Source organism: Burkholderia sp. SR8 (assembly GCF_052851275.1).
On sequence record NZ_JAULUC010000009.1, the window covers coordinates 231,612 to 256,312 of the forward strand.

The window sequence follows — 24,701 nt, forward strand, 5'->3', positions numbered from 1 at the left end:
AATTCTTTTGTCAGCGCTCAATTATCGTTGCTTGTCAGGCAACCGTAAAGTCACGATAGTGCTGTCTCGCCGGCCGGCCGCTTTGCATCCATTCCACCACGAGAGACACGACATGACTTACTCATCGCAACGTCGAACCCTGTTGCTGGCCGCCGCGACGGCGCCGCTCGTCCTGACCGTCACCGCGTGCGCATCGCCGCCGGCCGCGGCGCAGCACGTGTCGTCCGCGACGTCGTTTGCCGCGCTCGAACGTGCGGCGGGCGGCCGTCTCGGCGTGTGCGCGATCGACACCGCGAGCGGCCGGCGCGCGCTGCATCGCGCGGACGAGCGCTTCCCGTTCTGCAGCACCTTCAAGGCGATGCTCGGCGCGGCGGTGCTCGCGCAGAGCGTCGAGCGGCCCGGGTTGCTGCAGCAGCGCGTGACCTATGGGCAGGCCGATCTCGTCAACTATTCGCCGGTGTCGGGCAAGCACGTCGGCACCGGCATGACCGTCGCGCAATTGTGCGAGGCGGCGATCCAGTACAGCGACAACTCGGCCGCGAACCTCGCGATGAAACTGATCGGCGGACCGTCGGCAGTGACCGCGTACGCGCGCTCGATCGGCGACGACGCGTTCCGGCTCGATCGCTGGGAGACCGAACTGAACACCGCGTTGCCGGGCGACGTGCGCGACACCACGACGCCGGCCGCGATGGCCGAGAGCATGCGCGTGCTCACGCTCGGCGACGCGCTGCCGCCCGCGCAGCGTGCGCAGCTCGTCGCGTGGCTGCGCGGCAACAAGGTCGGCGACAAGCGGATTCGCGCGGGCGTGCCGGCCGGATCGCAGGTGGCCGACAAGACCGGCACCGGCGACTACGGGACGACGAACGACGCGGGCGTCATCTGGCCGCCGTCGCGCGCGCCGATCGTGCTCGCCGTGTACTACACGCAGGCGCGCGCCGATGCGAACGCGAAGGACGACGTGATCGCGGCCGCCGCGCGGATCGCGGTCGCGACGTTCGCGTGAGCCTGCGGCGCGGCGCGTGTTCATCGATGGGTGGCCGAAGCGATGGATGCGCGCCGTGCCGCAGTCGTGATCGGCATGTCGAAACGTTGTGCGATCAACGACTTAGGTCACGCATGCTCAGGATATCCACATCGTTGCCAACACAAATTGTGGACAAGCGCCGCGATCGCGCGCGGCCGGTCCGCATGCACGGTTCGAGGCAGCGCGGACAAAGCCTTTCGGATCAAGCGCTTGGCCGCGGTATGCGCAGGCTGTCCACACGCTTGCCAACACAATCTGTGGACAAGCGAAGCACGCCGCGCGACAGAAGATACTTGCGTCGCGTGACGGTGCGCGAGCGACGCTTTGCGTGCCGCTCGTCGGCTGATGCGTGCTGCGTGCCGCATTCGAAGCGGCGCGGACAAAGCCTTTCGGATCAAGCGCTTGATCGCGGTATGCGCAGGCTATCCACATGCTTGCCAACACAATCTGTGGACAAGCCGGCGGCTTCGCCCGCTCGATGTTCAGCGCTGCCGATCGTCGACCGCGGGCCAGCGCGCGAACGCGAACACCCACAGCATGATGAAGTTCACGACCGGGACGAACATCGTCAGGATCCACCAGCCCGAATGTCCGGTACGCCGAACGATGCGGACATACGGATAGACGACGATCGCGACCAGCACGAGCGACACGAGCAACTGCCCTGCGGTGAAGTGTTCCATGGTCTTCCTCGGCATGATGTGTTTTGGTCCGATGCGGGCGCAACGGCTGGCCCGCCGAGCCGTCGGTTGAGGCCGGCGAAGTGCGCGGCCGCGAGCGGCTCGTGCGATCGTGACGCGTTGCGAGGGCACACGTCAAGGCGCCGCCGTTGCGCCGGATCGTTCGTTCGCGCAGGCGAGCCGAACGGGCGCTGCCGAAACGGCGACGCGACGGATGAATCGTTGTCCGATCAACGGGTTAGGCGATGCTTGCTCAGGATATCCACAAGCTTGCCAACAAAATCTGTGGGTAAGTGGCGCAACGCTCGCGTGGTGGCTCGGCAGCGCAGCGCCCGCCGTCGACGTGGCATCGTGATGCGAAGTGCGGCGACGCGGCGCGTATGACGGCCCGGCGCGCGCCGCGTCTGCATCACGCGTGCCAAAGTCCGTCGGATCAAGGGCTTAGCGTCGCGGTGCGCAGGATATCCACAAGCTTGCCAACATTTTCTGTGGAGAAGTCCGCGTGGCGATAGGCCGGCGCGGCAGAGGCTGCAAACCGCGCGCTGCGCCGGTTCGCGCGTTCGCTCATGCGGTGCAAATGCCCGGCACCGCGACCTTCTGGAACAAGTGCGGGCTCGCGACGGCGGACGACGGATAGGCCGACAGTTTCGCGACGAACTCCGGATGCGTGAAGGCCGCGCGAAACGCTTCCGTCGATTCCCAGACCGCGTGGTTCAAATACGTCGGACTGTCGCCGAGCGCGCGATGAAGCTGCGTCGAAATGAATCCCGGCTGCTGCTTCATGAACGCGGCGTCGTTTTGCCATACGGCCAGGAAATCGGCTTCGTCCGCCGGGTCCAGCGTGAAGACGTTGACCAGCACGACGGGGGCCGCGTCGATGCCGAGCTGTTGCTGGATCGGAAAGGCCGGATCCATCGGTTTGAAATGTGCCATGGAGCGCTCCTGAAGGTAATGGATCGATGGTGCGATTACGCTCGCGCGTCCGGCGCATGCGCGGCGCACATCGCCGACAGCACGCGAATCGCCGCATCCAGATCGGCTGAACCGAACTGGCCGGAGATGTCGCGAACATGCTGCTGCCATTGCTCGACGACGGCCTGATACGCGGCGGCACCGCGCGGCGTCAGCGCATACAACGGCGATCGTTTGTGCAGCGGGTTGGGCAGCGACTGCACCAGTCCTTCTTCGGTCAACACGTTGATCTGCTTCAGGACGGCCTGCCGCGTGATGCCCATCGCATCGGCGATCTGCGGGATGTTCGGGGCGTCCGGCGCCATCGAGATGGCGCCCAGCACTTGCCAGCGCGCGCTGGTCAAGCCATGCGGCGCGGCAAACGCGTTGCCCCATTCGATCAACAGGCCGTTCAGCCGGAAGACGGACAACGCGACGGCCGTCAGTTTGGCGGGTTTCGTCATATCAGCGAGGTGTGATGAATTGACAACCAGTTTACGTGATGGACAACTGGTTGTCAATTAACGTCGACGGTTACCGCGGTGGCGCGTCAGTGTCGGCTCAGGGGCGGGAAGGATTGCAGCGCAATGCCGCGTCGATGCGGGCGCTCGCTCGGTGCGCGTTGGCGCATTTGCTGCGCACGACCGCCAAATCCTTTCGGATCAACGGCTTGCCATCGTTAGCGGGCGGTTGTCCACAAGCTTGCCAACACAATCTGTGGAAAAGCCGCTCGCCCGGGGTATCCGTCAGGCCGGCGCCGGAAATCGCACGGTCACGGTCAGCCCGCGTCCGCCGTGCGTCGTGCCGAGCGCGACCGTCGCGCGATGCTGCTCTGCGATGCGCTTGACGATCGACAGGCCGAGCCCGCTTCCCGAAGAGGTAGCGGCCTGCGCGCCTTCGCCGCGATAGAAGCGCTCCCACACATCGGTGCGTTCGGCTTCCGGGATGCCGGGGCCGTCGTCGGCGACTTCGAGCACGGGCGTCGTGTCGTCGACGCGCGCGGAGACATCCACGCGTGCACCGTCGCCCGCATAACGGATCGCGTTGTCGACGAGGTTGTTCAGCAGCACGCGCAACGTGTCGACGTTGCCGGCGGCCATCACCGGCGACGACACGATCGCGCCGAGGTCGATCCGGTGCGCGTCCGCGACGCGCGTGCGGTCGGCGACCACCGAGCGGCACAGCGCGGCGAGATCGACCGGCGCGGCCGCCGACACGGACGCCTGCGCATCGGGTTCGAGTCGCGCGAGCGTCAGAAGCTGCTCGGCGAGGTGGCCGAGACGCGTCGTGCCCGCGTGGATCTGCGCGAGGATCTGCTCGCGTTCGTCGGCCGTCGACGCGCGCCGCAGCAATTGCGACTGGATCGACAGCCCCATGATCGGCGTGCGCAGCTCGTGCGCGGCATCGGCGATGAAGTGACGCTGCAGCGTGAACGAACGATCGAGCCGCGCGAGCAGATCGTTGATCGCTTCGGCGAGCGGGCGCACTTCGTTCGGCATCGACGCGACGTCGACCGGCTCGAGATTGTTGGCATTCCTGCGCTTCAGGCCGGATGCGATCGTGCGCAGCGGCCGCAGCCCGGCGCCGATGCCGAACCACAGCCCGATCGCGAGCACGGGCAGCATCGAGAACACCGGCCACAGCAGGTGCACCGCGATGCCCGCGATCGCTTCCCAGCGTGCATGGCGCGCCTGCGCGACGCGGATCGTCGTGCCGCCGCGCTGCGTCACGTAGGTCCGCCACGGCTGGCCGCCGACGTCGACGGTCGCGGTGCCGGTCTGGACGGGCGGCGGCAGCGACGATTCGCGATCGGTCGAATACACCAGCGTGCCGTTGCGCCAGACCTGCAGCAGCACGGCATCGGGGTCGCTCGCCTCGAAGCCGTGCTTGCCGTCGCCATGGTTGCGGAACGACAGCTCGCCGTTCGGCCCGACGACGATCTGCTTCGACATGCTGCGCATCTGGTCGTCGAGCAGGTCGTCGAGCTCGCGCAGCGCGCCCCAGTAGGTGCCTGCGCTCGCGACCAATCCGATCACGCATGCGGCGGGCAGCAGCCACGTCAGCAGGCGCCGCCGCAGCGACGCGCTGCGCCAGCGCGCGACCGCGTGTTGCAGGCCCGTCATGCGCCGTCACCGATCCGGTAGCCGACGCCGCGCACCGTGCGGATCATGTCGTGGCCGAGTTTCTTGCGCAGGTTGTGGATATGAACCTGCACCGCGTTGCTTTCGATTTCCTCGCCCCAGCTGTACAGCCGTTCCTCGAACTGTTCGCGCGAGATCACCGCGCCGGGGTCGCGCATCAGCTCGTGCAGCAGCACGAATTCCTTCGGCGACAGCGTGACTTCGTCGTCGTTGAGCCAGACCAGGTGCTTGACCGGATCGAGCCGCAGCGGGCCGATCGCGAGCGTGGTCTGCGCACGCCCCGCATGACGGCGATTGACCGCGCGGATACGGGCGAGCAGTTCTTCCAGCACGAACGGCTTCACGAGGTAGTCGTCGGCGCCGCTGTCGAGGCCCGCGATGCGCTCCGACACGCCGTCGCGCGCGGTGATGATGATCGCGGGCAGCGTTTCGTCGCGGCGGCGCAGCGACGCGAGCACCGACAGGCCGTCGCGGTTCGGCAAGCCCAGGTCGAGCAGCAGCAGGCCGTAGCCGGTCGAGCGCAGCGCGAGCGACGCGGCGTCGCCGTCCTTCACCCAGTCGACCGCGAAGCCTTCCTGTTTGAGGCCCTGTTCGAGCCCGCTGCCGATCAGCGGATCGTCCTCGACGAGCAGTACGCGCATGGATTCATGTCTCTTCATGGGGGCGGGCGCCCGGGGTTCCCATGATATGCGCACGTGGCTTAGGCGGAGCTTAAAGATCGCGGCCTTGCCGTACTTTCGGACTTGTCCCATGCGGCTTCGTGTCGCCTCGGCGCGTCCTTCAGGTTTGCTTAATCTTACGGTCCGTAATCTTGGTCCGTCGCGTTCAACGGGGCGCGGCGCCCAATCGAAGAAGAGGAACACGATCATGAAACACCTGGCCAGAATCCTGACGATCGCGCTCGCGGTGCTGCCTGCGGCCGTCCATGCGCAGTACACCGGGCCGTCCGCGCTGACGACCACCACCGTGAAGGAGCTCCTTGCGAACGGCAAGGACGATCAGCACGTGCAGTTGCAGGGGCGCATCGTCAAGCACGTCGGCGGCGAGGATTACGAGTTCGCCGATGCGACCGGCTCGATTCGCGTCGAAATCGACCACAAGCTGTGGGCGGCGGGGCAGCCCGTCAGCGACAAGAACGAAGTGAAGGTGACCGGCGAATTCGAGCGCAAATGGTCGGGGCGCGTGAAGGTCGACGCCGATCACGTCGAAGTCCTGCGCTGACCGGTGCACCGGTGCGGACGGGGCCGGTGATACCATGAGCGACCGGTTCCCGTTCCCACCAAGATGGCTGCCAATTTCGATGAACTCGCGTCCCGGATCCGGACGCAATTTTCCGAACTGAGCCCGCAATTCCAGGCGGGCGCTGCATTTCTGCTCGATCATCCCGACGAGGTCGCCACCTCGTCGATGCGCAAGGTCGCACAGCGCGCGCAGGTTCAGCCCGCGTCGCTCGTTCGGCTTGCGCAGCAATTCGGTTTCCCCGGCTGGAACGAACTGCGCGACCTGTGCGTCGCGCGCGTGCGCACGCGTCCCGAGCCGCTCACGCAGCGGGCGCGTTCGCTGGTGCGGCCGGACGCGAAGGCGTCGCTCGCGCACGACCTGCTCGCCGCGCAGCAACACAATCTCGCCGCGACCGCCGCGCAGAACGAGCACGCGCTCGCCGACGCCGCGAAGCTGATCCGCAAGGCATCGCACGTGCACGTCGCCGGGTTCCGGTCGTGCTATCCGGTCGCGTTCGGTTTCGTGTACGGCTACCGGCTGTTCCGGCCGACCGTGTCGTTGCTCAACGGCGTCGCGGGTTCGCTCGAGATGGAGCTGCGCACGATCGCGAAGCAGAGCGTGACCGTGATCATCAGCTTCGCGCCGTATTCCGCGGAAGCGACGCGCGTCGCGCAGGCGGCGAAAGCGCAGGGCAGCAAGATCGTCGCGATCACCGACAGCGCGGTATCGCCGATCGCGCTGCATGCCGATGCGCAATTGATCTTCACGCACGACAGCCCGTCGTTCTTTCCGTCGCTGGTCGCCGCGCATGCGATGGCCGAAGCGCTGGTCGCGCAGTTGCTCGCGCTCGAAGGCAGCGATGCGATTGCGGCGCTCGAGCGCGCGGAAGCGGAACTGCATGCAAAGGGCGCGTATGTCGTGTAGCCGCGCGTGCGGCCCCAACCTCCCGCGTTGCCGGTTTTGCCGTTGATCCGACGCAGCCGGTGACGTTCGGCTCCGGCGCGACCGTCCGCAAGCAGATTGCCGCGCCGCTCGTCCGGTGCGACGAAAGCCGGCCAGGCGCCCGGGCGTCGGCTCCGGCGATGTGCCGCCGCCATCGATATTTCGCTGCACCCCGAAACGTCGCGGTATCGCGCGCGCGTATGCTGGCGTCTCCCGTTCCGAGGAGACAGCGATGTCCGCATCCGACCTGCAATTCCGCCAAGCCGAAGCGTTCCGTGCGCTGCATGCGCGCCCCGGCGCATTCATCATCCCGAACCCGTGGGACGCCGGTTCCGCGCGCCTGCTCGCGATGGCCGGCTTCGAATCGCTCGCGACCACGAGCGCCGGCTTTGCCTACTCGAGAGGGCGGCCCGACAACGCGATCGGCCGTGACGAGATGCTCGCCCACATCGCCGAGATCGTCGCCGCGGGCGGGCTGCCGGTCAGCGCCGATCTCGAGACCGGCTTCGGCGACACGCCGGACACGGTCGCCGAGACGATCCGGCTCGCCGCCGGCGCCGGCGCGGTGGGCGGCTCGATCGAAGACGCGACCGGCCGTGCCGACGCGCCGATCTATCCGCACGACGCGGCGGTCGAGCGCATCGCGGCGGCGGTCGACGCGGCGCGCGCGCTGCCGTTTCCGTTCACGCTGACCGCGCGCTGCGAGAACTACCTGCACGGCCGCCGCGACCTTGCCGACACGATCGCGCGGCTGGTCGCGTATCGCGACGCGGGTGCCGACGTGCTGTACGCGCCGGGCCTGACCGATCCCGACGACATCGCGGCCGTCACGCGCGCGGTCGATGCGCCGGTCAACGTCGTGATGGGGCTGCAGGGCGGGTTGCTGAGCGTCGATGCGCTCGCGGCGCTCGGCGTGAAGCGCGTCAGCGTCGGCGGCGCGCTGGCGCGGACCGCGCTCGGCGCGTTCCTGCGCGCCGCGACGGAGATGGCGCGCGACGGCACCTTCACGTTCGCGCAGGCGGCAGTGCCGGGGCGCGACCTCGATCGCTGGTTTTCGGCGCCGGACAATTCGCCGGTGCAGTTTGCCCGGTGAGCGCCGATTAATAGTGGGAACGTTTCCAGCCGAAAACCGGATTGACAGTAATCAACGGAACCCGCGGCCGATTTAAAGACCGCTGACGGCTCGAAATACATCGTTTATTCTCCGCATTCCGGCTGGAGGCGCCGGACCGGCGCGCAAGCCGCGTCCGTTCTGGCACCAATCGCGCGCCACGCGTATCGATCACGCGTATTGTTGCGATTTTCCGCCCGATGTCGTTTTTGATTTTCGGGAGTTGCCGGTTATTTTTCGGATTGGTAATCTGCTGCATATCCGAATGACCGGCGAGCGGGCCGCCGGAAAATGAATATATATAAAATCGAGAGAGCGATGAAATTCCGAGAAAATCACCGCGGCGGCTTTCGCGCCGGCGATGTCGTGACGCTGAAAACCGGCGGGCCGCGCATGACGGTCACCTATGCCGGGCCGGTCGTGTTCGACGATGCCGACTGGCTGATCTGCCAGTGGTTCGACGACAGCGGCCACTTCCGCCAGGAAATGTTCCATCACGATACGGTGGCGCTGGAGCCGCGCGCGATTTCCGCCGGCCGTGTCCGCCTGCGCATGCAGGCGCATCGTTGCCGTTCCGCCGCCTGACACAGGCCCGCGGTGCGCCATCCGGCGCCCGTGAATGGGTGCGACGCAGCGGGCGCATGGCAGGTACAGCGACATTTCACGTCGACGCGAAACATCCGGCGGTCGGAGGCGCCGATACTGCACGCATGAACCCGACCGATCCGATTGCCGCGGTCACGCACCGCGATCCCTATCCCTACTACGCGACGCTCGTCGACGGGCCGCCGCTCGCGTTCGACGCCACGCTCGGACTCTGGGTCGCGAGCCGCGCGGCGAGCGTGACCGCGGTGCTCGGCCACCCGGCGTGTCGCGTCAGGCCGCTCGATGCGCCGGTGCCGCCCGCGTTGCGCGGCACCACGGCGGGCGCGCTGTTCGGCGAACTGGTGCGCATGAACGACGGCGCGCTGCGGCACGATGTGCCGAAGCAGGCGCTGCGCGCGGCGTTCGCGCCGATCGATGCGGACGCGTTGCGCGAGCGTGCCGCCCGCCTCGCCGGCGACCGCCTGCGTGCGCCGCACGACGCCGACGCATTGAACGCGTGGTGCATGACGGTGCCGGTTTGCGCGGTCGCCGATCTGCTCGGTTTCGACGAGTCGCAGCTCGACGACATCGCCGCGCGGGTCGTCGACTTCGTCGCCGCGCTGTCGCCGCTGTCGGACGACGCGGCGCTGGCCAGAGCGAGCGACGGCGCGCGGGAACTGCTGGACCGGATGACGGAACGCGTCGCGCACACCCGTGCACACGACGGCTCGCTCGTCGCGGCAATTCAGCAGGCGGCGCGTGCGGCGGGCTGGCACGCGAGCGGCGCGCTCGTCGCGAATCTCGTCGGTTTGCTGTCGCAGACGTGCGAGGCGACGGCCGCATGGCTCGGCAATGTGCTGGCCGCATCGGACATCACGATCGCCGACGGCGACCGCGAAATGCCGGACGCGGCAGCGCTCGATGCATTCGTCGCCGAAGTCGGTCGATTCGATTCGCCGGTGCAGAACACGCGCCGCTTCGTCGCGTCGCGCACGACGATCGAAGGCGTGACCGTCGATGCCGGCGCGGCGATCCTCGTCGTGCTGGCGGCGGCGAACCGCGATCCGGTCGTGCATCGCGACCCGCATCGCTTGCTGCCCGGGCGCGTGCCGGGGCCGAATTTCGGTTTCGGCACGGGGCCGCACGGCTGTCCGGGCGAGCGGATCGCTCGGGCGGTAACGGCGGGGGCGTTCGGGGCGTGGTTGCGCGCGGTCGGTAACGCGCCGCGCGACAGGCTGGTGTGGGACTACCGGGCCTCGACCAACGTCAGGATGCCGAAGTTCGGCGCGGCGAGGTAGCCGGAAAGACGGGAATGGCGCGCTTCAGCGGCAACCCTGCTTCTCGGCCCATTGCTCCTGGGCCGCGACGCGTCGCTGTACGCGTTCGACGAGACCGGTCGAGAAGGTGCGCATGCTGATGCCGCGACGCTTCGCGAGGATGGTCTGCGCGACGTCGGTTTGCGGGTTCGGCTGGCATGCCCAGTACAGCGTCATCAGCCAGCCGATGCCCGTCCACGCGAACAGCGCGTTGAACATCGCGATCGTCAGCTTGTCGCGCCGGCCGCGCCGGTCGGCGATGACGGCGGGAAGAAAATAGAGCGCGATCGCTGCGACCGAACCGGCCACCTGAATCAGGACTGCGTGTTGCATGTTGCTGCTCCGTCCGAACTGCAATGAAGCCGATTGTCGCGCTTTTTCCGTTCGCGTGCTGGCAATTGATTGTTGCGCTTTTGATGACGATCAGCGCGTAACGGCGTCCTCGGCGCGCAGTTCGTTGCTCAGCGCGAAACCTTCGTCGAGCCAGCCGGTGATGCCGCCGATCATCAGCTTCACCGGCCGGCCAAGGCGCGCGAGCCGGATCGCCGCGCGCGCGGCGCCGTTGCAGTGCGGGCCGGCGCAGTAGACGACGAACAGCGTGTCGGCCGAATGCTCGGCGAGCTTGCCGGCGACGATCTTGCGGTGCGGCAGGTTGCGCGCGCCGGGCACGTGGCCGGCGGCAAATTGCTCGGGACTCCGGACGTCGAGCAGTACGAAATCGGGCGCGCCGGACGCAAGCGCGTCGTGCGTGTCCCAGCAGTCGGTCTCGAAGCGCAGCGACGCTTCGAAGTGGGCGAGGGCGGCCGCGCTGTCGGCCGCGGGGACGTCGGTTACGTATGACATGAAAGGCGCTCCTGAACGGCGGCGCGGAATGCGCCGGAATGAAGGGCAGTATCGCGGTTCGGCGGCCATTGCGGCAGTGGCGCGATCGACAAGTTCCGGTAACATCGCGCCATGCACAATCATCTCGTCGTCGCGCTCGCCTACGATCGCCTCTGCACCTTCGAATTCGGCTGCGTGGTCGAACTGTTCGCGCTCGAACGCCCGGAACTCGGCGTCGACTGGTATCGGTTCGCGGTCTGCGCGAGCGAGCCGGGCCCCGTGCGCGCGGCGGGCGGCATCACGATCGCCGCGCCGTACCGCCTCGCGATGCTCGATCGCGCCGACACCATCGTGATTCCCGGCTGGCGCGATCCGGACGAACTGCCGCCCGAACCGTTGCTGAAGAAGCTGCGTGCCGCGCATCGCCGCGGCGCGCGGCTCTGTTCGATCTGTTCCGGCGTGTTCGTGCTCGCGGCAGCCGGCGTGCTCGACGGGCTCACCGTAACGACGCACTGGCGCTATGCGGAGCGTCTGCGGGCGCGCTATCCGGCACTGACGGTGAATCCCGACGCGCTGTACGTCGACGAAGGGCAGGTCGTCACGTCGGCCGGTTCGGCGGCGGGGCTCGACATGCTGCTGCATCTCGTGCGGCGCGATCACGGCGGCGCGATCGCGAATCGCGTGGCGCAGCGGCTCGTGCTGCCGCCGCATCGCGACGGCGGTCAGGCGCAATTCGTGCCGCGCCCGGTCGCACCGGGCGGCAGCGACCGGCTCGCGAAGCTGATCGACTGGATGCGTGCGCACGCGGCCGAGCCGCACACGCTCGCGTCGCTGGCCGCGCAAGCCGCGATGAGCACGCGCACGCTGCAGCGGCAGTTCGCGGATGCGACGGGGATGTCGCCGCTCGCGTGGCTAATCCGCGAGCGCGTGAACGTCGCGAAGGACATGCTCGAAGCCCATCCCGCGCTGTCGCTTGCGCAGATCGCCGCGCGTTCGGGGTTCGGTTCCGAGGAATCGCTGCGCCGGCATTTCCGGCGCGTCGCGGCGACCAGCCCGGCCGCGTACCGGCGCGGGATGGATCGCGGTGTTCGGTCGCCGGACGCGTGAGCGTCGCGTCTGTTCGTTCCGTCCGTTCGTTCCTGGAGAACGGTCTCGAGATCCTGAAGGCCGCGCTGCCAGCCGATGCAATTGCACCGTGGGACGGCGAACTGAGCGGCAAGCTCGATGAAGAAGGCGAAGCGCAGCTTGCCGCGTGGGTCGGCCGGTTGAGCGCGTAATCGGCGTCATCGCGGTCACGACGCAGCGCCGGCAGTGACGGTGCGTCGCGACGCCGGCCGCCTATTGCCGGCGCGACGTCGCAATCCGCATGCTCAACGGGTATTGGTAGCGCGCGCGGTTTCCTTGATGCACGCAATCCGATACACGCCGTCCTCGACTTCGACGCCATGCGTATCGTGCGTGAAGCCGGGGAAGCGCAGGTCGTACTGCTCGAGCGCCTTCAGATAGCCGAGCAGCGGGCCGTCGGCCGGCCCCGCATTCTCGCCGGGCATCAGCAGCGGAATGCCGGGCGGATACGGCACGACGCCCGTCGCGACGGTGCGGCCCGCCATCTCCGACAGCTCCAGCATCTCGATGTCGTTGTGCACCAGGCGCTCGAAGGCCTCGGCAGGGCTGAAGTCGGGTTTCGGCAGCGTCGAGAAGCCGCGCGACATCATCTCGGTCGTCCTCAGGTCGCTCATCGCGCCGAACATCAGGTCGCACAGCTCGCGCAGGCCGAGCTTGCCGTAGCGGTCCGGATAGCGTGCGACGAGTTCCGGCAGCGCCTGTTCGAGCGGCGCGTTCGCGTCGTAGTCGCGCTTGAAGTCGAGCAGCGTGTTGACGAGCGTGCCCCACTTGCCCTTCGTCACGCCGAGCGAGAACAGGAACAGGATCGTGAAGTCGGTCGTCTTCTCGACGACGATCCCGTGCCGGTCCAGGTACGCGGTGACGACCGACGCCGGAATGCCGACCGGCATCAGCCCGCCGTGCGGCGCGACGCCCGGCGTCACGATCGATACCTTGATCGGATCGAGCATGCAGTAGTCGTCCTCGATGTCGCCGAAGCCGTGCCATGTATCGCCCGGATGCAGCACCCAGCATGACGGATCGGTGGCGAGCAGCGTTTCGTCCGCCTCATGGAAGCGCACGCGCCGGCCCGTCTTGCGCTCGACGACGGTGTCCGGCTGCCAGCCGTTGAAGAACCAGTCGTCGTTCTCCTCGCATTCCGCATGCAGCCGCGCGAGCATCCGCCGGAACGACACGGCCTCGCGGATCGCGTCGGTCGTCAGCGCGCCGCCGCCGGGGCCGTCCATCATCGCGGCGCTCACGTCGTTCGACGCGATGATCGCGTAGTTCGGCGACGTCGACGCATGCACCATGTACGCCTCGTTGAAGCGCGCATGTTCGATCGGATTGCGGCCGTCGCGGACATGAATGAACGACGCCTGCGACAGCGCGGCGAGCAGCTTGTGGGTCGACTGCGTCGCGAACACGGTCGGCTTGCTCGCGTCGTGCTGCGCGGGATCGCCGTGCATCGCGTGGCGATCGCGGTAGATCGGGTTGAAGCGCGCATAGCCGTACCACGCCTCGTCGAAATGCAACCGGTCGACGCTCTGGCCGAGCAGTTCCTCGACGCGCGCGACGTTGTAGCAGAGGCCGTCGTACGTCGAGTTCGTGATCAGCGCATGCACCGGCGTCGGATCGATGCCGTCGCGGCCGCGCACGAGCGGGTTCGCGTCGATCGCGAGACGCACGGCGGCGGCCGTGAGCCGCTCCGGCATGATCGGCCCGATGATTCCGTAATGGTTGCGTGACGGAATCAGGTACGTCGGAATCGCACCCGACATCGTCATCGCGTGCTCGGCCGACTTGTGGCAGTTGCGGTCGCACAGCGCGACCTGGTTGCGCGTGACGCTCGCCATCAGGATCACGCGGTTCGACATCGACGACCCGTTCGTCACGTGATACGTGCGGTGCGCGCCGAACACGCGCGCAGCGTAGCGTTCGCTTTCGCCGATCGGCCCCGAGTGATCGAGCAGCGAACCGAGTTCGCCGACCGAGATCGACAGGTCCGAGCGGAACAGCGCCTCGCCGAAGAATTCGAAGTACGCGCGCCCGACCGGCGATTTCAGGAACGCGGTGCCGCCCGTGTGGCCCGGCGTATGCCACGAGTATTCGTACACGCGCGAGAACTGCGCGAGCGCGCGGAACATCGGCGGCAGCACGGTCTCGCGGTAGCGTTCGATCGCGGCGACGATCCGGCCGCCGATGAATGCGGTGGTGTCCTCGAGCATCCAGATGAAGTCGTCGGCCTTGCGCATCGCGTCGACCGGAATCGCGGCCGCGCTCGCGCGGCTCGCGAGCAGGAACACCGGCACCGTCGCATTGCGCGCGCGCATCGCGTCGAGCACGGCCTGCGCGGGCGCATGACCGGCGTCGTTGCCGAGTTCCCAGTTGAGCAGCAGGCACTGGATCGCGGGATCGGCGTCGACCACGGCACGCGCGTCTTCGGCGGAGGTCGCGATCACGACGTCGACGAGCCGCGTGCGCAATTCCTCGGCGAGCGCGGTGGCCGCGCGGCCGGCGGCCGTGCGTTCGTCGACGTCGTGCTGCACGAGCAGCGCCTTCATGCCGAGGCGGCGGAACGCCGGTTGGGTCAAGGAAGCGGTCATGGGTTAGTCCACCGTTTGCTGGGTTGCCTGGACGTTCGCGGCCACGGCCGGCGAGCGCGCGTGAAGGATGTCGGCCTTGTGTCGGCCCACGGAGATCCAGAAGGTCGCGACGAGCGCGACGATGGTCACGCCGAGCGCGAAATAGCGCACCCAGCGCGGCGAACGGCCGCCCGGATGAACATGGGTTTCCTCGATTTCGCGCTGGCGGTTGATCGACAGCTCGTAGAACACGATCGTCGCGATCACGAAGATCAGCGACCAGCGCGTCTGCTGGCCGTCGGAGCCGACCATCGCCCACAGCGCGTAGACGGCGCCGATCAGGCCGACGATCGTGTAGAACGTGAACTGGTGCGACGGCATCTTGCCGTAGCCGAGCACCTTGATCGCGATGCACGAGTAGATGTACGGCAGCAGCGTCATGATCACGGCGATCGACGCGATCTTGCCGAACTGCTCGCTCGCGCTCGGCGACATCGTCGCGAGCACCTGCACCGACATGATCGCCGCGACGATCGCGAGGCCGGCCGACGGCACGTTCTTCGCGTTCACGCGTGCGAACACGCCGGCAAACAGCCCGTCGTCGGCTGCGGCCTTCGCGGTCTGGCCGACCAGCAGCGTCCAGCCCGCGAGCGAGCCGAGGCAGCCGAGCGCCGCGCAGATCGCGACTGCATTCGCCGCGGTGTCGCCGAGCGCGAGGCGCGCGGCATCCGCGAACGGCGCGCTCGACGCGAGCAGCGCCTTGTTCGGGATCATCCCCATGATCACGGTCGAGCTCAGCACGTAGCAGACGGCCGCGAGCACCACGCCGCCGACGGTCGCGATCGGCACGTTGCGCGACGGGTTCTCGACCACGCCGGCCGACACCGACGCGCTCTCGACGCCGATGAACGCCCACAGCGTGAAATTCAGCGTCGCGCCGATCGCGCTGAAGCTGCTGGCGCCCGACACGTTCCAGCCGGCGAAATACACGTCCTTGCTGAACCAGAACCAGCCGAACACGGCCATCCCGAGGATCGGCACGAGCGCGAAGATCGTGGTGACCGACTGCACGCGGCCGACGACGTTCGGCCCGAGGATGTTCGCGTACGTGAACAGCCAGATCACGAAGATCTGCGCGAGCGCGAACACGAGCGGGTCGCGCAGCATCGGGAAGAAGTGCGTCAGATAGCCGAGGCCGGCGACCGCGAGGCCGACGTTGCCGAGCACGTTCGCGAGCCAGTAGATCAGGTTGGTCTGGTAGCCGATGTACGGGCCGAACGACTTGCGCGCATACGCGTACGGGCCGCCGGCGGCCGGGTCGATCGCGGCGAGCTTTGCGAACACCAGCGCGAGCGACACGGCGCCGACGACGGTGATCAGCCAGCCGAAGATCGCGATGCCGCCGGTGGCGGCGAGGTTCGCGGGCAGCATGAAGACGCCGGAGCCCATCATGTTGCCCGCGACCATCAACGTGGCGGGGATGACGCCGATTTTCGGTGCGGCGGCGGCCGTCGGCGCGGCGGCGGAACGGGAGGGGGACGAGCTGGCATCGGACATGCGAGGCTCCTTGAAAAGACGTGATGCGGTTGAGGTGGCGCGGCCCGGCGCCGGTCGACGATTCCGGAACGGATCGTCGGTTTATTGAACGACGTCATGTTATCTCGTTAATGAGATTCGTAATTGAAAACGTCGAAATTAAATTGTTTAAATATTGACGTGAATCATTGAGTCAGGCGAAACGATGTCCCGGCGTGGCCGTGGCCGGTTGGCGTCGGGGGCGTGTCGGGCGTGCGCCTGCGTCGCAGGACTATCGGAAAGGCTCGTTGAATGCGGTGTCGGTCGATAATCGATGATTTTCCGAAGTGGCTGAATCGCACCGTGATGTAAATAATCGTTTGGTTAATGATCGATTTTGTTGATTGTTGTCAATGGAATTAAAAGATGGGTCGCAGGCGGAAATATGCGTTGCGTGCTGGTAACGGGCGCAGATTCCGCTCCGGGGCCGGTGCGGGCCGAGCACCCGCTGCCGGCTGACTCGCGCGGCGCAGTCACGGAGGTTGCTCGACGGGCGCGGCATGCAGCCCGGAACGCGCGTGGAAAAGGACGGTGAAGGGTCCGCGAAAGCGGCCGCCGAAAGCCGCCCGGCGCCAGGCCCATCGGCGTATCATCCGGATTTTCGTCAGCCCTATCCAGGCACCCACCATGACCTCCGTCGACACTACCCCCGTCCTCGACCATGACAAGCTCGTTACCTTCGTCGAGCGCAAGTGGAACGATGAAATCCTCCACGCACTGACCGACTACATCGCGATCCCCGCGAAGAGTCCCGCATTCGACCCCGACTGGGCAAAGCGCGGGTATCTCGAACGGGTCGTCACCGATGCCGCGCAGTGGGCCGAGCGCCAGCCGGTGAAAGGCCTGAAGCTCGAGATCGTGCGCTTGCCCGGCCGCACGCCGGTGATCTTCTTCGAAACGCCTGCCACGCGCTCGGGCAGCACCGACACGATCCTGCTGTACGGCCATCTCGACAAGCAGCCCGAATTCGACGGCTGGCGCGCCGACCTCGGGCCGTGGACGCCGAAGTTCGAGAACGGCAAGCTGTACGGCCGCGGCGGCGCGGACGACGGCTACGCGATCTACGCGAGCCTCGCGGCGCTCGGCGCGCTCGACGAGCAGGGCGTCGAACGGCCGCGCTGCGTTGGCCTGATCGAGACCTGCGAGGAGTCGGGCAGCTACGACCTGCTGCCGTACGTCGACGCGTTGCGCGACCGGCTCGGCCAGGTCTCGCTCGTCGTGTGCCTCGATTCGGGCGCCGGCAACTACGACCAGATGTGGCTCACGACGTCGCTGCGCGGGCTCGTGTCCGGCGACCTGCAGGTCGAGGTGCTCGAGGAAGGCGTTCACTCGGGCGTGTTCGGCGGCATCGCGCCGTCGAGCTTCCGCGTGATGCGCCAGCTGTTCGAGCGCCTGGAAGACGCGAAGAACGGCAACCTGCTGCCGGGCGTGTTCCATTGCGAGATTCCCGACAGCCGCGTGCGCGAAGCCGACGCGGCCGCCGCGATTCTCGGCGACGCCGTGTGGAAGGGGCTGCCGTGGGCATGCGGCGCGGACGGCAAGCCGGTGCTGCCGACCACGACCGATCCGCGCGAGGCGCTGCTGAATTCGACGTGGCGTCCGTCGCTGTCGGTGACCGGCGCGGCTGGCCTGCCGGCGCTCGCCGACGCGGGCAACGTGCTGCGTCCGCGCACCGCGTTCAAGCTGTCGCTGCGCCTGCCGCCGCTCGTCGACGCCGCGCAGGCCGTGCAGCAACTGAAGGAACTGCTCGAACTCGACCCGCCGTACAACGCGAAGGTCACGTTCAAGCCGGATGCGGGTGCCGCGACCGGCTGGAGCGCGCCGGATCTCGCACCGTGGCTCGCATCGTCGCTCGACGCCGCGTCGCGCCGCCATTTCGGCGCGGACTGCGCTTACATGGGCCTCGGCGGCACGATCCCGCTGATGAACGTGCTGCAGGCCGGCTTTCCGTCCGCGCAGTTCATGGTGTGCGGCGTGCTCGGGCCGAAGTCGAATGCGCACGGCCCGAACGAGTTCCTGCACGTGCCGTATGCGAAGAAGCTGACGGCGGCGGTCGCGGACGTGATCGCGTCCGCGCGCTGAACGCACGCGCCGTTTGCACGACCGACCCGACCGGATTCAACCCGACCTGACGGAGCCTTGCCGATGACCGCGCTGCCGACACCCGATACCGACGCGTTGCGGATGCACGCCGAACCGCTGCATGCGTTCGTCGCGGCACTGTGGGAGCGGGTCGGCAGCAGCGAACGCGAGGCGCGGCTCGTCGCCGATCACCTGGTCGGCGCGAATCTGGCCGGGCACGATTCGCACGGGATCGGGATGATCCCGAACTACGTCGCGTCGTGGCGCGAAGGGCAGCTGCAATTGAACGGGCACGCGTCGATCGTGCGCGACGGCGGCGCGGTGCTGACCATCGACGGCGGCCGCGGCTTCGGTCAGGTGATCGCGTTCGAGGCGATGGTCGAAGGAATCGAGCGCGCGCGACGCATGGGCATCTGCGCGATCGGGCTGCGCGACGTCCATCATCTCGGCCGCATCGGGCACTGGGCCGAGCAATGCGCGCGCTCGGGGCTCGTGTCGTTTCATTTCGTGAACGTGCCGGGCGACCTGCTCGTCGCGCCGCTGCACGGCACCGATCCGCGCTTCGGCACGAATCCGTTCTGCGCCGCGTATCCGCGCGCGGGCCGGCCGCCGCTGCTGCTCGACTTCGCGACGAGCGCGATCGCGTACGGCAAGACGCGGGTCGCATACAACCAGCGCAAGCGCGTGCCGGCCGGGTCGCTGATCGATCATCGCGGCCAGCCGACCGACGATCCGGCCGTGATGCACGAGCAGCCGTTCGGTTCGCTGCTGCCGTTCGGTCTGCACAAGGGCTATGCGCTGGCCGCGATGTGCGAGATCTTCGGCGGCGCGCTGGTGGGCGGGCATACGACCTACGACGGCACGCTGCAGAAGACCAGCGCGATCGTCAACGGGATGCTGTCGGTGCTGATCGATCCGAACGCGTTCGATGCCGCCGATGCGGAGCGGGAAGCCGACGCGTTTATCGCATGGGCGAAGGCGTCGCCGCAGGCGGGCGATGCGCCGGTGCTGATGCCCGGCGAGCCGGAGGAGGCGAGTCGCGCCGCGCGCGGCGCGCACGGCATTCCGGTCGATCGTGCGACGTGGCGGCAGATTTGCGAAAGCGCCGCGGCCGTCGGCTTCGTCGATGCGGAACTCGAGACGTGGACGCAGCGCTGTACCGGCGCCGCGTGACAGGCCCGATGCACCGCCACGACAGGACAACCGATGAGCTGGCAGGCTGACAAGGCGCACGGCGAAGAGATCGCCTATCAGATCGCGAGCCTCGGCCGCGTCGAGGTTACGCGCTTCTTCAGCGGCGCGGCGATGCGGCTCGACGGCGTGATGTTCGGGTTTCTCGCGCGCGGCTCGCTGTTTCTGCGTGTCGACGACGTGAACCGGCCCGCGTTCGTCGCGGCGGGGATGGGGCCGTTCTCGTATGCCGGCCGTACGCGCACCGTCGCGCTCGAAGGCTATTACGAAACGCCGGCCGACGTGCTCGAGGATGCCGGCGCGCTGTTCGACTGGTGTCGCGGCGCGTATCGCGCGGCGCTGCTGGCGGGGGCACCGAAGCGCAACGCGAAGGCGGTGCGGGCGCCGGCGCCGGGAGCGGCGTCGAATGCCGTACCGAAGCGCACGGCGAAGGCCGCGTCGATGCCGGTGCGTGCGCTGGAACGTGACGCGGGCGCGACGCCTGGGTCAAAGCCCGCGAAGAAGAACACGCCTGTGAAAGCGGTGCAAGCGCCGGAATCCGAACCAGTCTCAAAAGTCGCGCCGAAGCGCCGGGCGACCGCGAAAGCGGCACCCGAGCCATCGTCGGAGCGGAAGTCGGCTGCTGCATCGGAACCGGCACCGAAGCGGCGCGCGAAACCACTCGCAGAGGCGGCGCCGAAACCCGCCGCGCAAACCGTGCCGAAGCGCAAGCATCCGTAGTTCGGTGACAGCGCCGCGTCGGCGTCGAGATTTCCGTTGTCCTTTCTTTTCGATTCACCGTTCACCGGTTCTCGCGTAACGCGTGCGAAACGCGCCGCCGATTCCCGGTACACGAAAACAGCAACGCGGCCGCCCGCATATTCCCCAAGCTTCACAAGCGCGGCCGTGGCGTTTATGATCGGCGCGGATCGCGACCGCGTCCGGCGCGACCCGTGCCGGCCCTGACTGCGGCCCCGCGAACGGCCCACCGAACGCCGCGTGGCATGCATCCCCCACTCATCGTTCCAGACGGAGACAACCGATGCTCGTCCTGATTCTCGGTTTAGCGATCTTCCTCGGCGTGCACTCGATCCGGATCGTGGCCGATGGCTGGCGTGCCGCGATGATCGCGCGCATCGGCGAGAAGGGCTGGAAGGCGGGCTATTCGATTGCGTCGATCATCGGCTTCGTATTGATCATCCGCGGCTACGCGGTCGCCCGCGAGAACGCGACGCTGCTGTGGGTGTCACCCGCCGGCGTCCGTCACCTGACCGGCATGCTGACCGCGGTCGCGTTCGTGCTGATCGCCGCGTCGTACGTGCCGCGCAACCGGATCAAGACGCTCGCGGGCCACCCGATGGTCGCCGGCGTGATGGTGTGGGCCGTCGCGCATTTGCTCGTCAACGGGACGGTGCATGCGGCCGTGCTGTTCGGCGCGTTCTTCGTGTGGTCGCTCATCCAGTTCATCGTGTCGCGCACGCGCGATCGTCGCGACGGCGTCCGCTATCCGGCCGGGCGTCTGTCCGGCGACGTCGCCGCAGTCGTGGCCGGCCTCGTCGTATGGGCGGTGTTCGCGCTGTTCCTGCACGGCCCGCTGATCGGCGTGCGGCCGTTCGGTTGAGCGCGCAGGCCATGCTGAGCGGCATGGCCGAGATATCCCCGCGACACGTTTCGAACGACTGATCAATTGACGCCGTGGCGATGCAATGCATGTCGCGACGGCGACGCAATGTGCGTGCGTCAGATCGGTTTCACGAACAACCCGATGGTCAGCGCAACGCCGATGCAGACGATCGCGATGCGCAGCACGCGCTCGTTCACGCGGTGCAGCGCCCACGCGCCGAGCAGCCCGCCGACGATCGCGCCGCCGCCGAGCGCGATTGCCGCGCGCCAGTGCAGGTGCGGCGAAGTGACGAACAGCACGACTGCCGACGCGTTCATCACGCCCGCGAGCGCATTCTTGGTCGACATCGCGCGACGCGGCGGCAGGCCGGCCATCGTCAGCGCGGCCATCATCAGGAACCCGATGCCGCCGCCGAAGTAGCCGCCGTAGATCGCGATCAGGAACTGCGCGACGCCGGCCGCGACGGGGCCGAGATGCTGCGTGCCTGCGGCGGCCTTGCGGAAGAAGCTGCCCCACGCGAACACGACCGTCGCGAACAGCACGAGCCACGGCACCAGGTGCGAGAAGATCGACGACGGGGTTTTCAGCAGCAGCAGGCCGCCGAGCGCGCCACCGACCACGCTGATCGCGAACAGCGCGCGAAACGGCAGCTTGCCGACGCCGCTCACCATGTTTCGGCTCGCCCAGCCCGTCGTGACCTGACCGGGGAACAGTGCGACCGTCGAGGTGATGTTGGCCGCGAGCGGCGACATGCCCGACACGATCAGCGCGGGCAGCGTGATGAACGAGCCGCCGCCCGCGAGGGCGTTCTGCAGGCCGGCCCACACGCCGGCAATGATGATGAGAGCGAGCACGATCGATTGATCCGGGATATCCGACCTCGAACCGCTGACGGCCAAGCCTGCCGCGCGGGAATGCCCGATGGTAATTCAGGACCGCGGTGCACGCACGCGCTATCGGGGCCATGGCGGAGGCGACCGGTGCGCGGGCCAAATGCGCATCGATTGCTTCCGACGAAGATTCAATCTCGGGAAAATCACGTCATTTATCTCTCTTTTTGATTTGGCGCATTTTATTTGCAGAGAATGGTCGGCGGTGTGAGTCGGCGCCATTTCGATAGCGATTGAATTGAATTTGCTGAATCGAGATAGAAGGGATGCGGCGCGGGGCGGCGCGTGGGGCACACGAGTGGATCGACCGGCGGTGAGTGCAATGAAAGGTTGTGAACGAATCCTTGCTGACGAAAAGGTTTTTGGCTGAACGCGGTGCGCGTCGCAACGAGCTGCTTCGATGCAGTGACGTATCGGGATTCGGTTTCATTTGCATTGCGCCGTGCCGGGCATGAAGTGAAGTCGGCCGCGGTGCGGCGAACGTCCGCCGTGCCCATTCGCCGTGGGGCGCGCGGCTATCCGGTGGCACTCCGGCAACGGCAGACATCGCGACGAATCATTGTGTCGACAACAAACGCACACGACTCAATCTTCCAAATTGTTTATCTTTTTATCGCTCCCGAAAAATACGCGTAAGAAAGACTGAAAATATTTGTAAAAGCTTCAAGGGAGTGTAATCATGTGCGTGAAAGATCGGTGTAATCTGAATGCAGGCACGAGAGGTAGTAAAAAGCAGTTGTGGTGCACCGCGACAATTCGCCTTGATCAAGCGGATTGTTGATGATTCGCGATAAAAGGAAATAACTAATATGGCGAGGGCGGTAGAAATGCAGATCCAATATCAAAAAAATCGCCGTGCGGACAAAGCCCGTGGCACAAGGGCAATCAAACACGTATGTCCGGCGGGATGGTGCGTCGAGATCGGTCCTTTCCTGGCACGCAGGGCGCACGGCTTTTCCGGTCGTCTGGACTCGTCTCTGATTCCATAGCAGCTCCGGCTCTTTTCCTCCTTTTCCGTCATAGGCCGCCTCGCGCGGGCTAGCGGCTCGCTGTGTCCCGCGCGAGCCGGACACCCGGTATGCAGCGGCGCGAACTCGCGTCGGGCGCCGTTGCGTCTGTTCGGTTGAACGTTTGCCCGTCGGCGACGGGCCAGGTTTCGTCACACCCATTTACAAGGAGTCGGGCAATGGTTTCCTCGTCGGTCTTGAGCAATCACGTCGATGTTCCTGTCGCCAACGGTTCGCAGGTCGTCACGTCGCCTGGCGGCCCAGCCAATTTCCTGCTGTCCGCTCACAAGGAGGACGTGGCCAACTACGCGCGGTCGGGGAACGACCTGATCGTCGAATTCAAGGATGGCCGAACCGTGCGTGTTCAGGCGTTCTTCGAGAACGGCGCGGATTATCACAATCTCGTGTTCGTCCAGGACGACGGGCGGTTTCTCGTGCAGTTCGGACCGGGGCTGCAGGCGACCGGAGACGGGGTCGTCGATTCGGCGCTCACGTATGCGCCGATCGGCGACGGGTTGTCGACCGGTGCGCTGCTTGGAATTCTCGGTGGCGTCGCCGCTGCCGGCGGCATTGCGGCCGCTGCGGCCAGCGGCGGCGGCGGGGATGGCGGCGGCACCGGCAGCGGCGGTGGCGGAACGCCCACAGGGCCCGCGCGGGTGGCGATCGACTCCGTCGACGGGCAGTCGATAGGCGGCACCGGCAATATCATCACGGGCCGCGCGTCGCCGACGATCATGGGTTCGGGCGCTCAGCCGAACGCGAGGATCACGATCCTGGTCGACGGCCAGCCTATCGGCACGGTGACCGCGGACGCGAACGGGCATTGGTCGTACACGCCCGGCACGTTGCCGGAAGGCGTCCATCAGATCACGGTTACGCAGACCGACAGTAACGGCAAGACGAGCGAACCGACCGCGGTGGGGATCATCGTGGATACGGTGGTGCCGGAGACGCCTGCGATCACGGCCGTCAGCGACGACGCGCAGCATCCGGTGGCGGTCGGCGGTACGACGAACGATACGACGCCGACATTGAGCGGTACCGCGGAACCGGGCAGCACGGTGAGCGTGTATGACGGCACGGCATTGCTCGGTACGACGACGGCGGATTCGACCGGGAAGTGGACGTTTACGCCGAGCACCGGGCTGGGCGAGGGTGCGCATTCGATCACGGTCACGGCAACCGACACGGCGGGCAATGTGAGCGCCCCGAGCTCCGCATTCGGTTTGACGATCGATACGACGGCTCCGGCGTTGCCGACGGTGAATGCGACGGACGGTACGTCGTTGTCGGGCACAGCGGAAGCGGGTGCAACGGTCAACATCGACACGAACGGCGATGGCACGCCGGATGCCACCGTGACGGCGGACCCGAGCGGAGCGTGGACGTACACGCCGTCGACCCCGCTGCCGGCCGGCACGGTGATTGGCGTGACGGCAACCGATGCAGCGGGTAATACGAGCCCCTCTGCCTCGGTAACGGTGACGGGCGATACGACGGCGCCCGCGGCACCGATCATCGGAACCGTCACGGACGATGTTGGCTCTGTTGCCGGTGCGATCGTTTCGGGCGGCAGCACTGACGATGCAACGCCGACTCTCGCTGGCACGGCAGAAGCGGGCAGCACCGTGAGCATCTACGACGGCACGACGCTGCTCGGCACGACGACGGCCGACCCGAGCGGCAACTGGACCTTCACGCCGACCACTGCACTGGGCGAAGGCGCACACAGCCTGACGGTCACGGCAACCGACACGGCGGGCAATGTGAGCGCCCCGAGCACGGCATTCGATCTGACGATCGATACGACGGCTCCGGCATTGCCGACGGTGAATGCGACAGACGGTACGTCGCTGTCGGGCACGGCG

General features: G+C 67.2%; 23 protein-coding genes. 13 read left to right on the forward strand and 10 right to left on the reverse strand.

The window, feature by feature from the left end:
* Positions 1 to 112 precede the first annotated feature (112 nt).
* On the forward strand, positions 113 to 1,006 hold the full coding sequence (gene blaPEN-bcc, locus Q3A80_RS14735; protein WP_446329697.1) for a PEN family class A beta-lactamase, Bcc-type: 894 nt from the start codon (positions 113 to 115) through the stop codon (positions 1,004 to 1,006).
* 503 nt (positions 1,007 to 1,509) lie between these two features.
* On the opposite strand, the gene Q3A80_RS14740 is transcribed toward blaPEN-bcc, so the two are convergent.
* The 5 genes from Q3A80_RS14740 to Q3A80_RS14760 all read right to left on the reverse strand — a co-directional run bounded on the left by Q3A80_RS14740 (position 1,510) and on the right by Q3A80_RS14760 (position 5,440).
* Complete coding sequence (locus tag Q3A80_RS14740; protein WP_446329698.1) at positions 1,510 to 1,710, reverse strand: hypothetical protein; 201 nt, start codon at positions 1,708 to 1,710, stop codon at positions 1,510 to 1,512.
* A 561-nt stretch (positions 1,711 to 2,271) separates the two neighbouring features.
* Positions 2,272 to 2,640, reverse strand: a complete 369-nt coding sequence (locus Q3A80_RS14745) for an antibiotic biosynthesis monooxygenase family protein (RefSeq protein WP_446329699.1) — start codon at positions 2,638 to 2,640, stop codon at positions 2,272 to 2,274.
* 35 nt (positions 2,641 to 2,675) lie between these two features.
* Entirely contained in the window at positions 2,676 to 3,122 is a 447-nt protein-coding gene (locus Q3A80_RS14750; protein ID WP_446329700.1) for a MarR family winged helix-turn-helix transcriptional regulator, read from the reverse strand.
* Positions 3,123 to 3,404: 282 nt separating this feature from the next.
* A complete protein-coding gene (locus Q3A80_RS14755; protein WP_446329701.1) occupies positions 3,405 to 4,781 on the reverse strand; it encodes an ATP-binding protein in 1,377 nt (458 codons plus the stop codon).
* Positions 4,778 to 5,440, reverse strand: a complete 663-nt coding sequence (locus tag Q3A80_RS14760) for a response regulator (protein ID WP_446329702.1) — start codon at positions 5,438 to 5,440, stop codon at positions 4,778 to 4,780. Before Q3A80_RS14760 ends, Q3A80_RS14755 begins: the two co-directional genes overlap by 4 nt.
* A 226-nt stretch (positions 5,441 to 5,666) precedes the next feature.
* Here Q3A80_RS14760 and Q3A80_RS14765 point away from each other — a divergent pair, with 226 nt between their 5' ends.
* The 5 genes from Q3A80_RS14765 to Q3A80_RS14785 all read left to right on the forward strand — a co-directional run bounded on the left by Q3A80_RS14765 (position 5,667) and on the right by Q3A80_RS14785 (position 9,956).
* Positions 5,667 to 6,020 carry a NirD/YgiW/YdeI family stress tolerance protein gene (locus tag Q3A80_RS14765; protein WP_446329703.1) on the forward strand — a complete coding sequence of 118 codons (354 nt, stop codon included), beginning with the start codon at positions 5,667 to 5,669 and terminating at the stop codon, positions 6,018 to 6,020.
* Between the two features lie 63 nt (positions 6,021 to 6,083).
* On the forward strand, positions 6,084 to 6,944 hold the full coding sequence (locus Q3A80_RS14770; RefSeq protein WP_446329704.1) for a MurR/RpiR family transcriptional regulator: 861 nt from the start codon (positions 6,084 to 6,086) through the stop codon (positions 6,942 to 6,944).
* 250 nt (positions 6,945 to 7,194) lie between these two features.
* Positions 7,195 to 8,055 (forward strand): isocitrate lyase/PEP mutase family protein, encoded by an 861-nt coding sequence (locus Q3A80_RS14775; RefSeq protein WP_446329705.1) that lies wholly within the window; start codon positions 7,195 to 7,197, stop codon positions 8,053 to 8,055.
* Positions 8,056 to 8,391: 336 nt separating this feature from the next.
* Positions 8,392 to 8,658, forward strand: coding sequence for a YodC family protein (locus Q3A80_RS14780; protein ID WP_446329706.1), 267 nt, complete (start codon positions 8,392 to 8,394; stop codon positions 8,656 to 8,658).
* Positions 8,659 to 8,783: 125 nt separating this feature from the next.
* Positions 8,784 to 9,956, forward strand: coding sequence for a cytochrome P450 (locus Q3A80_RS14785; RefSeq protein WP_446329707.1), 1,173 nt, complete (start codon positions 8,784 to 8,786; stop codon positions 9,954 to 9,956).
* A gap of 24 nt (positions 9,957 to 9,980) precedes the next feature.
* Here the strand turns inward: Q3A80_RS14785 and Q3A80_RS14790 are convergent, their stop codons facing one another.
* Together Q3A80_RS14790 and Q3A80_RS14795 are read right to left on the reverse strand one after the other, a co-directional pair.
* Positions 9,981 to 10,307 carry a superinfection immunity protein gene (locus tag Q3A80_RS14790; protein ID WP_446329708.1) on the reverse strand — a complete coding sequence of 109 codons (327 nt, stop codon included), beginning with the start codon at positions 10,305 to 10,307 and terminating at the stop codon, positions 9,981 to 9,983.
* 90 nt (positions 10,308 to 10,397) lie between these two features.
* Complete coding sequence (locus Q3A80_RS14795; protein ID WP_446329709.1) at positions 10,398 to 10,817, reverse strand: rhodanese-like domain-containing protein; 420 nt, start codon at positions 10,815 to 10,817, stop codon at positions 10,398 to 10,400.
* Positions 10,818 to 10,928: 111 nt separating this feature from the next.
* Between Q3A80_RS14795 and ftrA the strand changes: the two genes are divergently transcribed.
* Together ftrA and Q3A80_RS14805 are read left to right on the forward strand one after the other, a co-directional pair.
* A complete protein-coding gene (gene ftrA / locus Q3A80_RS14800; RefSeq protein WP_446329710.1) occupies positions 10,929 to 11,903 on the forward strand; it encodes a transcriptional regulator FtrA in 975 nt (324 codons plus the stop codon).
* A complete protein-coding gene (locus Q3A80_RS14805) occupies positions 11,900 to 12,073 on the forward strand; it encodes a hypothetical protein (protein WP_446329725.1) in 174 nt (57 codons plus the stop codon). The genes ftrA and Q3A80_RS14805 overlap by 4 nt, the downstream gene beginning before the upstream one ends.
* A 93-nt stretch (positions 12,074 to 12,166) precedes the next feature.
* Here Q3A80_RS14805 and Q3A80_RS14810 read toward each other — a convergent pair whose 3' ends face one another.
* Together Q3A80_RS14810 and adiC are read right to left on the reverse strand one after the other, a co-directional pair.
* Positions 12,167 to 14,506, reverse strand: coding sequence for an Orn/Lys/Arg family decarboxylase (locus Q3A80_RS14810; protein ID WP_446329711.1), 2,340 nt, complete (start codon positions 14,504 to 14,506; stop codon positions 12,167 to 12,169).
* A 3-nt stretch (positions 14,507 to 14,509) separates the two neighbouring features.
* The gene (gene adiC, locus Q3A80_RS14815; RefSeq protein WP_446329712.1) at positions 14,510 to 16,042 is read right to left on the reverse strand and encodes an arginine/agmatine antiporter; all 1,533 of its coding nucleotides are present in this window, start codon (positions 16,040 to 16,042) and stop codon (positions 14,510 to 14,512) included.
* 645 nt (positions 16,043 to 16,687) lie between these two features.
* Between adiC and Q3A80_RS14820 the strand changes: the two genes are divergently transcribed.
* The 4 genes from Q3A80_RS14820 to Q3A80_RS14835 all read left to right on the forward strand — a co-directional run bounded on the left by Q3A80_RS14820 (position 16,688) and on the right by Q3A80_RS14835 (position 20,933).
* The gene (locus tag Q3A80_RS14820) at positions 16,688 to 18,142 is read left to right on the forward strand and encodes a M20 family metallopeptidase (RefSeq protein WP_059506616.1); all 1,455 of its coding nucleotides are present in this window, start codon (positions 16,688 to 16,690) and stop codon (positions 18,140 to 18,142) included.
* Positions 18,143 to 18,205: 63 nt separating this feature from the next.
* Positions 18,206 to 19,315 (forward strand): malate/lactate/ureidoglycolate dehydrogenase, encoded by a 1,110-nt coding sequence (locus tag Q3A80_RS14825; protein ID WP_446329713.1) that lies wholly within the window; start codon positions 18,206 to 18,208, stop codon positions 19,313 to 19,315.
* A gap of 33 nt (positions 19,316 to 19,348) precedes the next feature.
* Positions 19,349 to 20,053, forward strand: a complete 705-nt coding sequence (locus Q3A80_RS14830) for a TfoX/Sxy family protein (RefSeq protein ID WP_446329714.1) — start codon at positions 19,349 to 19,351, stop codon at positions 20,051 to 20,053.
* Positions 20,054 to 20,354: 301 nt separating this feature from the next.
* Positions 20,355 to 20,933, forward strand: a complete 579-nt coding sequence (locus Q3A80_RS14835; RefSeq protein ID WP_446329715.1) for an NnrU family protein — start codon at positions 20,355 to 20,357, stop codon at positions 20,931 to 20,933.
* A 119-nt stretch (positions 20,934 to 21,052) separates the two neighbouring features.
* Here the strand turns inward: Q3A80_RS14835 and Q3A80_RS14840 are convergent, their stop codons facing one another.
* A complete protein-coding gene (locus Q3A80_RS14840; RefSeq protein WP_446329716.1) occupies positions 21,053 to 21,790 on the reverse strand; it encodes a sulfite exporter TauE/SafE family protein in 738 nt (245 codons plus the stop codon).
* A 1,222-nt stretch (positions 21,791 to 23,012) separates the two neighbouring features.
* On the opposite strand from Q3A80_RS14840, the gene Q3A80_RS14845 reads away from it, so the two are divergent.
* The coding region (locus Q3A80_RS14845; RefSeq protein ID WP_446329717.1) for an Ig-like domain-containing protein at positions 23,013 to 24,701 on the forward strand (1,689 nt) is incomplete at its 3' end.